Raw genomic sequence first — 14,922 nt, 5'->3', positions numbered from 1 at the left:
GGTCATCATCCGCGGTGCCGTCCACCGCAGGTCCCTGTCACGGGATGGTGCCGTGGAGGTACTCGGTCAGGGCCTTGCCCGGCTGGAAAGCCGCGGTGCCTCCGTCGGTGTGGAAGCGACCGAAGCTGCCGGCCACCACCGTCTCCCCGTGCTTGAGCGCCTCGGCGATCACGCCCGCCATCTCGACCGTGCCGAACAGGGCGTCGATCACCTGCTCCGCGTCCTCCTCGCGGATGTCGTGGCCACGCTCCGCGGCCTTGCGCACGCCGGCCCGAGCCAGTTGGGACTTGTCCATGTCGCACCTCTGCTTTCCGGTCCGTCCGCATCGGGACAGCGGGCCCGGACCTCGGGGGCTGGAACGGTCTCCGTGACCGGGCGCGGGCGGACTGCCCGCTGCGGCAGGAGATCGGCCGGCACCACTCACCTCCCGCCGGCCGACCGGGCGAGCCCGCTCCCGAAGAGGGCCGGTGCCCGTTCGCCGACGAAGACGCCTCGGCGGCCGGCGCCTTCCTCGCCCTTCTCCTCCGCACCGCGTGCGGCACACCGGGACAGGACCGGCGGAGGGGAGGAGCAGGACTCGTGCGCCCATCACAGTCACCTGTCCGGGCGGCTGCCAGCGCTTGCGGCCACATGGAGCAGGCACACCCTCCGTTCGGCACCGGCATCCGGGACGGGCGCTCCACCCGGGCCGGAGCCGGCCGGGAGGAACGGCGAGGCCGGAACTTCCGCCTCCGGGACACCCGCGATCGAGCACATGTCCCATTTGCCCGATTACCCTGATGCTGTGAACCCGTATCCGACCCCTCCGGGCAGTGGTCACGGCGACCGGACGCAGCCGGTCGCCGGAGTACGTCCGGAGATCCTCGCCTCCTGGCAGCGCTCGCAGTCGCTCGGCATCGACCGCGAGAGGGCGGTCCTGCCGGTCGAGAGGGACCTGGATCCCGACTCCCGGCTGGTCAGGGCCGCCACGCCGGTGCTGAACCGCCTGTGCGAACGGTTCTCGGGCGTACCGGTCACCGTGACACTGATCGACTCACAAGCCAACATCGTGGACCGGCGGGGCGACCCGGCGGGGCTGGAGCTGATGGACGCCGCCTCCCTCGTACAGGGCGCCAACGTCGACGAGCGGTTCATGGGCACCAGCAGCGTCAGCATGGTGCTGAGCACCAGGGCACCGTTCATGGTCGTCGGCCACGAGCACTTCCTGCACCGCCTCCAGAAGCTGACCTGCGTGGCCGCGCCGGTGCGCGACCCGGTGGGGGGCACCGTGCGGGGCGCGGTCAACCTCTCCGTGCCCCGGGAGCTGGCCGACCCCGGCATGGCGCTGGTTTTGCAGGACGCCACCGAACGCATCGGGGAACGTCTGCTGGAGCTGAGCGCGGCCCGTGAGCTCGAGCTGATGCGCTCCTTCTACCGGGCCAGGGAGCGCGGCGGGCACGCCGCGCTGAACCTCGGCTCGGGTGAGCTGTACCGGTCCGGCGGACCGGCGCCCCGCCTGGCCTCGCAGGAGCAGCTGATGCTGCTGGAGCGTGCCGTCGAGCTGATCTCCTCGGACGGCGAGGCGTTCGCCGAGGTGCCCCTGGCGGGCAGCCGCGTGGCCGTGCTGCGCCGCAGGGAGCTGCACCACGGCGACGCGGAGGGCGCGGCGGTCGAGGTCAGCTTCGAGGACGCCCGCGGCACGGGGGCACGGGACCCGGCCACCGTGACCGCCCCCGACGGCCGTCATGTGCCGCTCCTGGAGCGTCCTCCCGCGGCGGCGGGGGCGGACGCGCCCGGTGCTCCGGCGGAACCGCACGCCGCCGGACCGGCCGACGCATGGCTGCTGCTGGTCGGCGAGCCGGGCGTCGGCCGGCTCGCCGCCGAGGCACGCGGGCGGCTGTCCCTGCTGAACGAGGCGGGCGTACGGCTCGGCACCACCCTGGACATGGGGCGCACCGCCGAGGAACTGGCGGAGATCGCCGTACCGCGCTTCGCCGACCTGGTCGTCGTCGACCTGGCGGAATGTGTCCTGGCGGGCGAGGAGCCACCGCCCGGGCGGCTGCGCCCCGGCGTGGCACTGCGCCGGGTGGCCGTCTGGGCGGGCGAGGACTCCGGCGATGCCCCGGCCGGGGACGTGGACGAACCGGCCGGCTACCCCGCCGGTACACCCCAGGCCCGGTGTCTGGAGACCGGGCGGCCGGTGACGGACTCGGTGCTGACCGCCGCTCTGTCCGGGCCGTCGGCCGGCCGGACGCACCCCGTCGACCTGCTCGGCGAGGGCGTGCACTCCTATCTGGGCGCGCCGCTGTCCGCACGGGGCTCCGTCCTGGGCCTGGCGAGCTTCTACCGCCGCGGCAGGGCGAAGCCGTACGAGCAGGACGACCTGACGCTGGCGGGCGAACTGGCGGCCCGTGCCGCGATCAGCGTGGACAACGCCCGCCGCTACCGCCGGGAGCACCACGCCTCCCTGACTCTGCAGCGCAGCCTGCTTCCGCAGGTCCTGCCCCGGCTGAGCGCCGCCGAACTCGCCTCCCGTTACCTGCCCGCGGACGCCCGGACCGGTGTGGGCGGGGACTGGTTCGACGCGATCCCGCTGTCCGGGATGCGCGTGGCACTGGTCGTCGGGGACGTGCCCGGAAACGGTCTGCAGGCGGCGGCGACCATGGGCCGCCTGCGTACGGCGGTGCGGACACTGGCCGGGCTGGACCTGCTGCCCGAAGAGGTGCTGGCCCACCTGGACGACCTGGTCAGCCGCACTCCCGACGAATCGGCCGACGACCAGGACCCCGCGACGGGGGCGACCTGCCTGTACGCGGTGTACGACCCGGTGTCGTGCCGCTGCACGGCCGCACGGGCCGGTCATCCGCCGCCCGCCGTGCTGACACCGGGCGGGCGGGCGCGGTTGATCGACCTGCCCGGCGGTCCGCCGCTCGGGCTCGGCGGGATCCAGCCGTACGAGTCCGCCACGGTCGACCTGCCCGCGGGCAGCCTGCTGGCGATGTACACCGACGGCCTGCTCAAGGAGAGCCGCGGCTACGGGGACACCGACGTGCGCACCGGGCGGCTGCTGGCCTCGCTGAGTGACGGCGGTCCGGCGCTGGAGGACATCTGCGACCGGATCGCGGGCACGCTCCCGCCCGGCAGCCCGTACGACGACGTGGCCCTCCTGCTGGCCCGTGTGCACGCGCTGCCCGAGGACCGGGTGGCGACCTGGGAGTTCCCGTCCGACCCCTCGGTCGTGGCGCGGGCCAGGGCGGTGACCCGTGCCCAGCTCGCCGCCTGGGACCTGTCGGAGCTGGACTTCAACACCGGGCTGGTGGTCAGCGAGCTGGTCACCAACGCCGTGCGCTACGGCGGCCAGGGGCCCGTGGGCCTGCGGTTGCTGCGCGACGACTCACTGATCTGCGAGGTCTCCGACCGCAGCAACACCTCTCCGCGCATCCGGCGGGCGGCCATGACCGAGGAGGGCGGGCGCGGCCTGTTCCTGGTGGCGCAGTACACCAGCAGCTGGGGCGCCCGCTACATGCCGCAGGGCAAGACCGTGTGGGCCGAGCAGATGCCGCAGCCGGAGCAGCCCGCGCCGGAGACGGACGAGCAGGCGCTGCTGGCCATGTTCGACGACCCCGGCTGACCGCCCGGCCTCAGCGGTGGCGGCAGCCCCGGGGTCCGTTCCCCGACGTGGCGGCCGCGGTCGGAGCGGCCCGGAGGACCGGGGATCGCGGGCGGCCCGGCTGAGGGGCGGGGCCACCCGCGACGGCGTTCGCTTCCCGGCGGTCGTGCCTACGCGGAGGAGAACCGGAAGCTCGTCAGCTGGTCGTTGTGGATCTGCAGGGCCGCGGAGGAGGCACCCGGCGCGTAGCAGCCGAGGTCGTAGCCGTAGTTCTCGTGCCGGTACAGGCAGACGACACGGCTGCTCCGGTTCCAGAACGAGGTCGTGCGGTCGTTCATGTGGCTGCCGACGTTGGGCGTGTCACGGTCGCTCGAGAAGAAGCGGCCTTCGTAGCTGCTGTGCTGCCAGACGCAGAAGTGCCCGGAGGGACACTGGCTGTAGTGGGCGTGCGCGGCCGGGGCGTCGAGCGTCGCCAGGGCGCCGGCGAGCACCGCCGCGGAGAGCAGGACGCGGCGAAGCCGTGGACCTTTCACGGTTGTTCCTTCGTTCCTTCTCGTGGTCGGACACCGGCACGGACGGTCAGTGGATCTGCAGGGCGTACAGCGTGGCATCGAGGTTCTCGACGTCCCTGAGGGAGGACCACTTGCCCATGGACCTGATCTCGTCGCCCAGCCACACGTGGATGCTGTTGCTGCCGGACGTGATCCGTTCGACGTCGGTGAGACCGGGGGTGAGGGTGCCCGCGTTGGCGAAGCACCTGGTGCCGGCCCCGCCGTCGTACCAGACCTTGACGAAGTCCGTCCTGGTGCCGCAGTCGGTCCGATTGATTGCGGCGGCCGGGGAGGCGGGCAGCACGACCGTCATCGTCCCCGCCGCCGCGGCGAGCGAGAGGCGCCGGAGGGAACGCTTCACGGGTGGAATGTCCTTTCGGGAGGGTGCGGTGCCGCGGAGCAGCACGGTTCGGGACGGCGTGTGCCGTCGTCGTTCCGGCCGGCCGGATGCGCAGGGACATGCGCTCGAAGGGCCGGCGGCACCCCGCCCCGCCGCAGTGGCGGCGGGGCGGGTGTGGTGCGTGCCCCGGCGGCGGGAGGCCGCCGGGTGTTCGTCTACTTGGCGAGGAAGGCGAGCAGGGCGTCGGTGACCTCCTGGGCGTGGGTCCACAGCAGGCCGTGCGGGGCGCCCTCGACGACGACGTACTCGGCCTGCGGCAGCGCCCGGTGGAACGGCTCGCCGGTGGACTCGATCGGCAGGATGCGGTCGGCGGTGCCGTGCAGGATCAGCGCGGGGACGTCGATCTTGGCGATGTCGGTGCGGAAGTCGGTGGTCCAGGTGGCCACGCAGGCCAGGGAGGCGTACCAGGAGGCGCCGGCGGCGGTGTTCCAGCTGTGGCGCACGGCCTCCTCGCCGATCCGGGTGCCGAGGTTCTCGTCCAGGTTGTAGAAGTCCTGGTAGAACGCGGTGAAGTAGGCGTAGCGGTCGGCGGTGACGGCCCGCTCGATGCCCTCGAAAACGCTGCCGTCGACGCCGTCCGGGTTGTCGTCGGTCTTGAGCAGGAAGGGTTCCAGGGAGGCGAGGAAGGCGGCCTTGGCAATCCGGGCGGAGCCGTAGGTGCCCAGGTAGCGGCCGACCTCACCGGTGCCCATGGAGAAGCCGACGAGGACGGCGTCGCGCAGGTCGAGGGTCTCCAGGAGGGTGTTCAGGTCGGCGGCGAAGGTGTCGTAGTCGTAGCCGGTGGTGGGCCGGCCGGAACGGCCGAAGCCGCGCCGGTCATAGGTGATGACGCGGTAGCCGGCCTCCAGCAGGGCCGCGGACTGCTTCTCCCAGGACTGCCCGTCGAGGGGGTAGCCGTGGATCAGCACGACCGGCTGCCCGGTGCCGTGGTCCTCGTAGTAGAGCTCGATGTCGGTGGTGTTCTCCTGGCCGACGGTGATGAACGGCATGGTGGTTGCTGCCTTCCGGTGCGGGACGTGGTGCGGGAGTGGAGTCGGGTGCGGCCGGCGGCCGTCCGCCGGCCCTGCCGACGGGTCAGCGGGTGACGTCGAAGGTGGCCGCGCGGGGCACGAAGGTCGTGCCGCCGTCCTTCGCCGTCGCCAGTACCGACACGTACCAGGTGCCTTCCGCCAGGTCGGCCGCGTCCTGCGGCGTCACCTCCGGCGTGTAGGTGCAGCGGGACGTCCTGTCCGAGACGCTGCGGCAGGTGGCCTTGTCCACGTGCCGCAGCTCCGGCTCGGTCGGGTCGAGCTCGGAGCTCGCCGGCCACGCGATGACCCTGACCTCACGGACACCCGAGTCGTCGCTCACGTCCGCGGTGTAGGAGAGCTTTCCCCCGCCCTGCTGGGAGGGCGCGACGTAACGGGCGGAGCCGTTCTCCACGGTCGGTGCCGTGGTGGTGGAGGCCATGGCGTAGCCGCCGGCGGTGACGGCGCCGAGGGTGGCGAGGCCGATGAGGGACGGGACGAGAACGCGCTTGGACATGGTGGATCCCCCTGCTGAGAGTGAGGTGTCGAGGTGTGGGAAAGCTCGGAAGAACCGCTGGTCGGCCGCTTTCCCGACGTGATCGAGCCTAGGGCCGGGCGCAGGGCGCGGTCCTCACGCCGCGGAAGGATCATCGTGTCGAACCCGGGGTGCAGCGTCTGCACCCCGGGTAAGAGATCGCGGTCCGCCTTGAGCCCGAGGACAGCCGCTCACCCGCGGTCCTAGTCTTGATCCCCTATGAAGAGAACCGACGACCGGCTCCTGCCCCTCGTGCTGCTCGGCCTCCAGGCCGCGGTGTGGCCGGGGGCGGACGTGATCCGCGGGACCGTTCCGGCGGGCTCCGCCCTTTTCGTGGCGGCCCTCGTCGCCGGACCGGTGACGGCCGCGCTTTCCCTGCGCCGCTCGAAACCGGTGGTCGTCCTCGTCCTGGTCGCCGCCGCCTGTGCGCTGGGGGCCGGGCCCCTGCCCGCCGGCGCCATGGCGGTGCCGGGGACGGCGGGGGTGGCCCTGGCCCTCTTCACCGTGGCCGACGAACGGGACACCTTCACCGCCCTGTTGTGCGTGCTGGCCCTGGCCTCCTGGCAGTCCCTGTACGGCATCACCCTGCACGGGCTCAGTGACCGCGACGGACTCGACCTCGTCCTGACGGCGGTGCTGTACGCCGCCGCGTCCGCCGCCGGAATGCTGGTACGGCGCAGCCGGTTCGCACGGCAGGCCGCCGAACAGCGGCTGAAACGGGCCGAGATCGAGCGTCACCGGCTCCCGGCGGTCGAACGGCAGCGGATGGAGAGGGAGTTGCACGATGTCAGCGCCCACCATCTGACGGCCGTGGTCGTCACGGCGGGTGCGGCCCTCGGGCTGCGCGAGCGCCGCCCCGAACTGGCCGACGAGGCCCTTCGGTTCGCCGCCGAGACGGGCCGTGAGGTCACCCGGGCGCTCGGCGCGGTGAGGACGCCGGCACCCTCACGGGAACAGCAGCCGTCACCGAGGGAGCGGCTGCTGGGGCTGGTCGCCGGGTTCTCCCGGCTCGGCCGGCACGTGGAGTGCGAGATCGACGAGCTGCCGGACGGTGCCGTCGGGGACGCGGTGTACGGCATCGTGCGTGAGGCGCTGACCAACGTGGCGCGGCACGCGCCCGGTGCGCACACCACCGTGACGTGCCGGTACGGCGACGCCCGCACGGATGTCGTCGTCACGAGCGCCGCGCCGCCGGCCGGTTCGCCGGCCCACGGCGCCGGCCTCGGCTCGGGGCGCGGCCAGGGCTTTCTGCGGTCGCGGGCCCGGGAGGCGGGCGGCACCCTGACCAGCGGCCCGACCGCGGAGGGCGGCTGGGAGGTGAGCGCGGTGCTGCCCGGCCGGGTCGCCGCCGCCTCGGTGAAGCGGCCGGTCCCGTGGCGGTACCGCCTGGCCCAGGTGACGGCCGCCGTCGGTCTCGTCGTGCAACCGCTGCTGCCCGTGCTGCTCGTACGGACCGGATCCACGTCGACCGGTCCGGGTGTGTCGGCAGGGGTGCTCTTCGCACTGCTGGCCGCGGGGCAGGCGCTCGCGCTGCTGTGGCGGCGCCGGGCGCCCCGCGCCGCCCTGAGTGCCGTGTGCGTTCTGGCCCTGCTCTGGCCGGTGGCGATGGCCGTGGGCGAGTACAGCGGCCCGGTGCTCCTGCCGCCCCTGCTGAGCATGGCCGCCACCTGCGCGGTGGTCGCCTCCGCCGCGGCCCGCACGGCTGCCGCCGGTCCGTACGCGACCGAAGGCCGCCCGCGCCGGTCCGGGTGGGCCGGCCCGGTCGTGGCGGTGGCGGTGCACGCGGCGGCCACGACCGCCGCGTCGGCGCACCGGGGCGTGTCCTTCCCCGTCTGGGCACTCGCCGCGGGGGCGACGGCGTCGGCGGCACTGGTGGTCGGCGCGGCCTGGTGGGGCGGGACCCTGCGCGGGCGTCACCGCCGGGCCGCCCACGGCGCGCAGGCGGAACATCTCGCGGCCTGGACCGAGGAGGCGGTGCGGGACGCGTGGGCCGAGCGCAGCCGGATCGCCACCGGGCTGGAGACCACCGTGCTGGCGCGGACCGCCGACATGGTCGCGCAGGCCGAGGCGGGCCGGCTCGACGAGGTCGCCGGGCGTGCCCGCGAGGCCCTCGCCGCGATGCGTGCCCTGCTCGACACGGTCCGGGACGCCGGGACCGCGCCCGCGCTGCGTCCGCAGCCCACTCTGCAGGCCCTCGACCTCCTCGGCCATCAGGTCCGGGCCACCGGCCGCGACGTCGAGATACGCCTGGCCGACCGCATACCGAGACGGCTGCCCACCACCGTGGACCTGGCTGCCCACCATGCCTGCGAAACGGTGCTCGCGGCCGGCGGCGAGGAGCCGATGGTGGTGGAACTCGACGCGGACGAGGCCACGTTGACGCTCACGGCGACCGGGGTCCCGGACACCGTGCGTCCCGCCCTGTGCCGGCGGTTGTCGGCGCGGACGGCGATGGCCGGCGGGACGGTCACCGGCGGCCCGGCGGGTCCGGTCCGCGTCCTGCTGCCGCTGACCGCGGTACCTTTCGTGCCGCAGGAGGACGAGGAGGGACAACGATGAGCCTCAGGGTGCTGGTCGTCGACGACCAGGGCATCGTACGGGCGGGGTTCGCCGCCGTGATCGACGCCGAGGAGGACATGACGGTCGTCGGTGAGGCCGCCGACGGCGCCGAGGCGGTACGGCTCGCCGGGGAACTGGCGCCCGACGTGGTGCTCATGGACGTCCGCATGCCCGAACTGGACGGCATCGCCGCCACCCGGATCATCACCGGCCGCTCCGACGCCCCCCGGGTCCTGGTGCTGACCACCTTCGACCTCGACGCGTACGTGTTCGACGCGCTGCGCGCCGGCGCCTCCGGTTTCCTCCTCAAGGACGTGCACCCCGGCGAACTGCTGAACGGCATCCGGGTGGTGGCCGCGGGCGAGAGCGTTCTCGCCCCGTCCGCCACCCGCCGGCTGATCGGCCATTACGCGTCCGGACCGGGCCCCGGGATTCCGGGCGGCAACACTCCCCGCCAGCTGGACAGCCTGACCGGCCGTGAGCGCGGCGTCCTCGGCCTGATCGCCGCGGGACTCACCAACACGGAGATCGCCGAGCACCTCGGCATCACCGTCGGCACGGTGAAGTCCCACATCAACGCGCTGCTGCGCAAGCTCGAACTGCGCGACCGGGTCCAGGCGACGATCCTCGCCTACGACCTCGGCCTCGCCCGTCCCAACCCGCCCCACTCCCCCGCCTGACAGCCCGTCGGCCATCACGATCCAGGAGCCCCTCCCCATGACCGGTCCAGGTCCCGCCGTTCTGCGCGGTGTGCGCCGCGCCCTCGGCACCGTCGCCGCCCGTGTCTACCTGACGGCCTGTGCGCTGCTGCTCGGGTGGGCGCTCCTGGCCGCCTCCGACGGATCCATGGCGATGGTCGTCCCGCTCTTCGCCACCGTCCCGGCCGGTCTCGTCCTGCTGCTCGTCCTGCCCGAGGGCGACACGACGTTCCTGCTCTCCATCGTTCTCGGGGCACTCGTCAACGCCCTGGTCATCGGCTGGTGCGCCCGTGCGCTGCGCCGCGGGGGCACCCCGGACACGGCGTCCTGACGGCGGGCACCGCCCGGGACGGCCGGGCGGGGGCCGAGGTGTTCCCCACCGGGCTCACGGTGTGCCATAGGAGAACCTGTACCCGGCGAAGTCGGCGACGTGGACGTATCCGATGCGCCGGTAGAGGGCGTTGCTGGTGGGGTTGGCCGGATCCGTGAACAGGACGACGTCCGTCGCGCCCGCGGCCAGCGCGGCACGGCTCACCTCGACCGTCACGGCGCCCGCGTAGCCGCGGCCCCGCAGGAGGGCCGGGGTGTAGACGGGGTCCACCCGGACCATGCCGCCGACGGCCGAGGTCGCGGCCGCCATGGAGACGGGGGTGCCGTCCGGGGTCTCCCAGAAGGTGAAGTGTCTGTCGCCGAAGCGCGAGTCGGCCCAGGAGCCGGAGTCGATCAGGTCGATGGAGGACCGCTCCCCGACGTCGACGCAGAACTCACGGCACCAGCGCACGACTTGCTCACGGTCCTTGCCGCCCGTGAGGCGCCCTTGGCCCTCCAGGCGCGGCCGCGGCGGGGTGAGCGTGCCGAGACGGTAGAGATGCGTCCGCCAGAAAGGTTCCGGCGCCGCGCCCGTGTGCCGCTGCCAGGAGTCGGCGAAGGCGCCGGCGGTGTCGTGGTCCGCGATGACGTGGGCGGGGGCGTGGTCGAGACCGGCCAGGTGAGCGGCGAGGGTGTCGGTCTGCTCGGCGGAGAGGGGCGTGAGGCCCAGGCGGCCGCGCGAAGTGAGATAGAAGACCGCGTGGACCTCGCCTCCGGCCTCCAGTCGGCCGAAGACGGCGGTGACGGGGCCGTGTGCGTCCGGCCTGCGTATCCGCAGTTTCTCGATGTCCGTCAGCGGCGTGTTGTGCAGGGCGGGCCGCGAGCGCAGGAAGTCTCCGGCACGGGCGAGGAAGTCGTCCACGTCTTCGGTGAGGTGCCAGCCGTCCGGGAGCATGCTTCATGATCCCGGATGTGCCCGGCCCGGGGAAGCCCTGCACCGGGACGCGCACCGTCGCCGCGACCGCTCCGCTGCCCGGCCCGGCGGTCTCGGCAATGCGCCGGACGTCCCGCGCCCGTACGCCTGCGGACCCGGTTTCCTCGCTCACGGATTCGGGGCGATCAAGTCGGCGGGAGCGGGCAAGCGGTAGGGGCACCACCTTTCCTCACACATGAAGGAGTACGCGTTCCATGGCCGAGACACAGGACGTCGTCGAACTCATCCTCCGAGACCACCGGCGCATGGAGGATCTCTTTCGTCGGATGCGCAGCGTCGAGGCCGACCGGGCAGCCGCGCTGCAGGAGTTCGCCCACCTGCTGGTCGCGCACGCGCTGGCCGAGGAGAGCGAGGTCTATCCCGCCCTCAAGCGGTACAAGAACGTCGACGACGAAGAGGTCGAGCACGGCGAGCACGAGCACGACGAGGGCAACAAGGCCCTCCTGGAACTCCTCGAGGTCGACGACATCGGCTCCGAGGAGTGGGACTCGAAGCTGGAGGCACTCGTGGAGGCCGTCACCCACCACGCCGACGAGGAGGAGCGGACCATCCTGAACCAGGCGCGGGAGAACGTGGCGATGCGGCGGCGGGAGGAGCTGGGCGCGGCGTTCCTGGAGGAGCGGGAGCGCCTGCTGAAGGCCGACTGCGGCTCCGTGGACAACGTGCGCCGGATCGTCGAGGGCTGATCCGCGGCGGCGCGGAGCGGGGCCGGCGCCGGGAGCACGCCGCCGTCCGCGGGCGGACCGGCCGCGCCTTCCCGGTCCCGGCCGGTCGTCCTCGGCCGCAGGGGAGGCCGGCGCCGCGGGACCGCTCCACCGGAACGTGCCTGCGCGCCCCGGGGGGAACCACGGCCCCCCGCTCTTCTGTGAGATCCCGGCGCGTCCGACGTCACCGCGGCCTCTGGTCCCGTACGACGGGACCAGAGGCCGCGGTGACGGTTCATCCGAGCTCGGCGACCATGTCGCCGGCCGTTACGCGGATCAAGGTCTCCGAGGCGTCCCCGGGGCCGGGGAACAGCCGGTAGCGGGTGCCCGAGGCCTGCGCCGGTCCGATGTTCCCGTGCACCGTCGCCAGGAAGACCCTTCTTCCGGAGGCGAGTCCGGCCGCCGCCGCGTCGGGGTCGGGGTGCGGGAGGGTCTCCTCGCTGTCCGCCGTGGAGGACACCCTGGCGGCGAACGCGGCCACGTCCTCGTCCGGCCGCCGCCGGTACCGCAGCAGGGCGGGCTCCGGTTCCCGGGACAGCACGGCCACCTCGGCGGAGCGGGCCGCCGCCCGCCAGACCGCGAGGTCCCACAGGGTGGTCCGGCTGCCGGAGCCGAACTGGTCCCACAGGTCCCGGGCCACCGTGGCGAGCGCGCCGCCGTGCGAGCGGATGCTCTGGAAGCCGCCCGTGGGCGGCAGATGAGTGTCCGTCCACAGCGCCCGCCGACGGTCCAGGTCCACGATCATCGGCAGGCACACCCGCGAGTCTCCCGCCAGGTCGAAGCGCTGGCGGACCGTACGCGGATCGTAGGCGGCGTCCCGCGGGCCGTGCGCGGGCAGTGCCATGAAGCCGGCGAAGGCGTCCGGCAGCTCCTCGAACGGCACGTTGTTGAAGCTGAACACCAGCGGGACGGCATACGCGTCCCCCCGCTGCGCCAGGCGTTCCAGGTCCAGGTCCACGTACTCGGTGGCGCCCTGCGGCGCCGGGGCGGAGGTGAGGTCGCCGGAGTGGACGGCGGCGTCCGTGCCGTGCACGAGGCGGGTGTAGTCGCACAGGCCGGTGAACTTCCACTCCGCGTCGAAGAACGCGACGGAGAGGTCCAGGTCCGTACGGTCGCCCTGCGGTTCGGTCCAGTGCAGGAACAGCCGCAGCACCGCGCCCTCGGGCAGGTTCTGGGCACTGCCCCGCGGCAGCGCGACGAGGGTCTTCGCGGTGGACCGCTCCGTGAACGGCACGGTGAGGTCGGCCAGGCCGGCGTCCAGCACCGACAGCTCGTACGGCTCCCCCGCGGCGAACCGGCGCAGCACCTCCGCCCGCAGCAGCGCGACCGCCTCCGTCACCAGCCCGGCGGGCAGCGGGGCCCGCCGTTCCGGGACGGACAGGGCCCGGGTGACCTCCCCGCGCGGGAAGAACACGCGTCGGCGGCCGGTACGGTCCTCGGCACGTACCCGCAGCGCTCCGAGCGCCGACAGCAGCGGACCCGGCCCCACCTTCGGCAGTCCGTGCAGGAGTGCTCTCCCGAGCTCCGGCTCGAGGGTGTCGCCGGTGTGCAGGCGGAGCAACCGGTCGAGGCGGCGCACCAGTTCGCCGGGGCGTTCCCCGGCGAGGGCGGCGGCTTCGCCGGCATCGCCCTCGGCCACCGTCTGTTCCAGTCGTCCGGCCCAGGTCGCCGGGCGGATCCGGGTGCCGTCCACGCGGACGGCGTCCAGGTGCGCGGCGGCCGTGTCCAGCAGGGCGGCGCCGAACGCCGTGCCGGGGTCCGCCTCGGTGCCGCGCAGCACCGCGAAGGCGAGGGCGGCGCGCGGGTGCCGGGCGTGGCGCTCGAAGGGGTGCAGGATCTCCGCGGCCCGCTTCCATGCCGTGGGGTGCCGCAGGACGTCCTCGACCAGGTACGGCGTCGGCAGGCCGTCGAGGACCGAGAGCAGTGCGCGGCGCAGCGGGCGCGGCGGGCTGGTGAGGCGCGACGGTGTCACCAGCCCGGCGTCACCGCCGGAGAGCACGGTGAGCAGCCGCAGTACGTCGGTGGCGGTGGTGAGCCGCTCGGTCAGCAGTTTCCGCACCGGCAGGCCGTCCGGCGCCTCGCGCAGCAACGCGCCCAGCACCGTCGCCCTGGTCTCCCGGACCGGGATGTCCTGCGGCAGCAGGCCCCGGCCGGCCGGAGTGAGGGGCAGCAGCGTCAGCAGGTCGTCGCGGTCCTGCGGGGAGAGCGGGGTGCGACGGGCCAGCAGGGCGTCGACCACGGCGGTGGCGTCGGCGGCCCGGTCCGTGCCGAGGCGCAGCAGGCGCAGCGGTCCGGGCACCGGAGCCTTGGCGGCGCCGACGGCACGGACCGGCCGCAGGAAGGGGTCGTCCGCGTCGATCCGGCGGTGGCAGACCGGGCAGCCCGCGTAGTCGGATCCGTCCCAGCACAGCCGGCACACCAGGTGCGCGCAGGGCGAGACGGGGAACACCGTGCGCGCCTCGCCGCACAGCACGCAGGGCTGCTCCGGCTGCTGCAGCAGGAAGGCGAAGACCCGGTCCACGTACAGCGCCTCGGTGTCCCGCGGCACGACGCGGGGGAAGCGGCGGAGGAGCGGGACATGGGCGCGGTCGGATCCGAGCAGGCCGTCGGCGAGTCCGACCAGCCGTGTGTGGGCGGCCGCCAGTTCCCCCGGGGCCAGCGAGCCGAGTGCCGCGTGCAGCCGAGGGGTGAGGACGTGACCGCGGGCCAGCAGTTCGGCCTCGAGCCGGCGCAGTGCCGGTCCTGTGCCGGCCTCGGACACGGACGTGCCGTCCACGTAGACGGTCTGAACACGGCGCAGCAGTACGGACTCGGCGGCGAGCACCAGGGGGAATCCTCCACGACGACCCGGGACGGGGGAACGGGGGCGGAGAGTGGGCGCGCCGGATCTTTTCGCAGAAGGTGAGAAGGATGCGCGTCAGGGAGCCGCCCCCGTTGCCCTGATCCCATCACACGCGCGCCCGGGCGCCAAACGGATTAACGGCCGGTGCCGCCCGCCTGCGTCCTGCACGGACACCGGGGGCAGGGGTGCCGTCAGGGGGTGGTGAGGCCGGCGTCCGGGATGGCGGTGCTGAGCCGCTTCGCGTAGGGGAGGGGCGGCCACCGGACCCCGGGTGCGGCGCGCGGGAGCCGTGGCGCGGCGCGCAGGGACAAGCACGCGCTCGCGGCGTTCCCGCACGGCAGGAGGGAACGGCTGCCGCCGACGCCGGCCGGGACACGTGCCGGTCCGGAGCGCAAGCCGCCGGTGCCCGACGTCACCCGCGGGACGGACGGGGTTCCCGCACGCGGATCAGGCCGGGTTTCACGACCCGGCCGCAGGGTGAATCCGAGACTGGCGTGGACACCGCCCCCCGCGCGGGTCGACCACAGCAGCGTCACACCGTACGCGTCCCACCAGGCCGACACCCCCGGGGGCCCATGTTCACCTCAGCCGCCGACGTGATCCGGACGTGCGCCCCAGCCGTACCGGGACCGCCCCCGGAGCACCCCGTCGGGGGGGGGGCGGGCGCCCCCCCCCCCGGGGGGGGGCGCCCCCCCCCCCCCCCCCCCCCCCCGCGCGGCGCGCCCCCCCCCCGT

Annotated in this window: 12 protein-coding genes; 5 read left to right on the top strand and 7 right to left on the bottom strand. The window is 74.0% G+C overall.

Features of this window, described 5'->3' with window-relative positions; all coding sequences use genetic code 11:
• Nucleotides 1-37 precede the first annotated feature (37 nt).
• Entirely contained in the window at nucleotides 38-295 is a 258-nt protein-coding gene (locus ACFY3N_RS16165) for a hypothetical protein (RefSeq protein ID WP_390817313.1), read from the bottom strand.
• Nucleotides 296-784: 489 nt separating this feature from the next.
• Between ACFY3N_RS16165 and ACFY3N_RS16160 the strand changes: the two genes are divergently transcribed.
• Entirely contained in the window at nucleotides 785-3,610 is a 2,826-nt protein-coding gene (locus ACFY3N_RS16160) for a SpoIIE family protein phosphatase (protein ID WP_390817312.1), read from the top strand.
• A 149-nt stretch (nucleotides 3,611-3,759) separates the two neighbouring features.
• On the opposite strand, the gene ACFY3N_RS16155 is transcribed toward ACFY3N_RS16160, so the two are convergent.
• The 4 genes from ACFY3N_RS16155 to ACFY3N_RS16140 form a co-directional block, all read right to left on the bottom strand.
• The gene (locus tag ACFY3N_RS16155) at nucleotides 3,760-4,122 is read right to left on the bottom strand and encodes a peptidase inhibitor family I36 protein (protein WP_390817311.1); all 363 of its coding nucleotides are present in this window, start codon (nucleotides 4,120-4,122) and stop codon (nucleotides 3,760-3,762) included.
• A 46-nt stretch (nucleotides 4,123-4,168) separates the two neighbouring features.
• Nucleotides 4,169-4,501, bottom strand: a complete 333-nt coding sequence (locus ACFY3N_RS16150; RefSeq protein WP_390817310.1) for a hypothetical protein — start codon at nucleotides 4,499-4,501, stop codon at nucleotides 4,169-4,171.
• 194 nt (nucleotides 4,502-4,695) lie between these two features.
• Nucleotides 4,696-5,529, bottom strand: coding sequence for an alpha/beta fold hydrolase (locus ACFY3N_RS16145; protein ID WP_390817309.1), 834 nt, complete (start codon nucleotides 5,527-5,529; stop codon nucleotides 4,696-4,698).
• 85 nt (nucleotides 5,530-5,614) lie between these two features.
• Nucleotides 5,615-6,064 carry a DUF5707 domain-containing protein gene (locus ACFY3N_RS16140; RefSeq protein WP_390817308.1) on the bottom strand — a complete coding sequence of 150 codons (450 nt, stop codon included), beginning with the start codon at nucleotides 6,062-6,064 and terminating at the stop codon, nucleotides 5,615-5,617.
• A 237-nt stretch (nucleotides 6,065-6,301) separates the two neighbouring features.
• Between ACFY3N_RS16140 and ACFY3N_RS16135 the strand changes: the two genes are divergently transcribed.
• Genes ACFY3N_RS16135 through ACFY3N_RS16125 form a run of 3 tightly spaced genes read left to right on the top strand, consistent with a single transcriptional unit; the run spans nucleotide 6,302 to nucleotide 9,670 of the window.
• Nucleotides 6,302-8,641: a histidine kinase gene (locus tag ACFY3N_RS16135; RefSeq protein ID WP_390817307.1), complete on the top strand. Its 2,340-nt coding sequence runs from the start codon at nucleotides 6,302-6,304 to the stop codon at nucleotides 8,639-8,641.
• Complete coding sequence (locus ACFY3N_RS16130) at nucleotides 8,638-9,321, top strand: response regulator (protein WP_390817306.1); 684 nt, start codon at nucleotides 8,638-8,640, stop codon at nucleotides 9,319-9,321. The genes ACFY3N_RS16135 and ACFY3N_RS16130 overlap by 4 nt, the downstream gene beginning before the upstream one ends.
• A 37-nt stretch (nucleotides 9,322-9,358) precedes the next feature.
• A complete protein-coding gene (locus ACFY3N_RS16125) occupies nucleotides 9,359-9,670 on the top strand; it encodes an SCO4225 family membrane protein (RefSeq protein WP_390817305.1) in 312 nt (103 codons plus the stop codon).
• 54 nt (nucleotides 9,671-9,724) lie between these two features.
• On the opposite strand, the gene ACFY3N_RS16120 is transcribed toward ACFY3N_RS16125, so the two are convergent.
• Nucleotides 9,725-10,603, bottom strand: a complete 879-nt coding sequence (locus tag ACFY3N_RS16120) for a GNAT family N-acetyltransferase (protein WP_390817304.1) — start codon at nucleotides 10,601-10,603, stop codon at nucleotides 9,725-9,727.
• Nucleotides 10,604-10,836: 233 nt separating this feature from the next.
• On the opposite strand from ACFY3N_RS16120, the gene ACFY3N_RS16115 reads away from it, so the two are divergent.
• Nucleotides 10,837-11,328 (top strand): hemerythrin domain-containing protein, encoded by a 492-nt coding sequence (locus tag ACFY3N_RS16115; protein WP_390817303.1) that lies wholly within the window; start codon nucleotides 10,837-10,839, stop codon nucleotides 11,326-11,328.
• A gap of 253 nt (nucleotides 11,329-11,581) precedes the next feature.
• On the opposite strand, the gene ACFY3N_RS16110 is transcribed toward ACFY3N_RS16115, so the two are convergent.
• A complete protein-coding gene (locus tag ACFY3N_RS16110; RefSeq protein ID WP_390817302.1) occupies nucleotides 11,582-14,170 on the bottom strand; it encodes an MXAN_6230/SCO0854 family RING domain-containing protein in 2,589 nt (862 codons plus the stop codon).
• Between the last annotated feature and the right edge of the window lie 752 nt (nucleotides 14,171-14,922).

This window comes from Streptomyces sp. NPDC000348, from assembly GCF_042898795.1.
Classification (GTDB): Bacteria; Actinomycetota; Actinomycetes; order Streptomycetales; family Streptomycetaceae; genus Streptomyces.
Note: the sequence above shows the minus strand (reverse complement) of the source record. Positions and strands in the feature narration are given on the sequence as shown.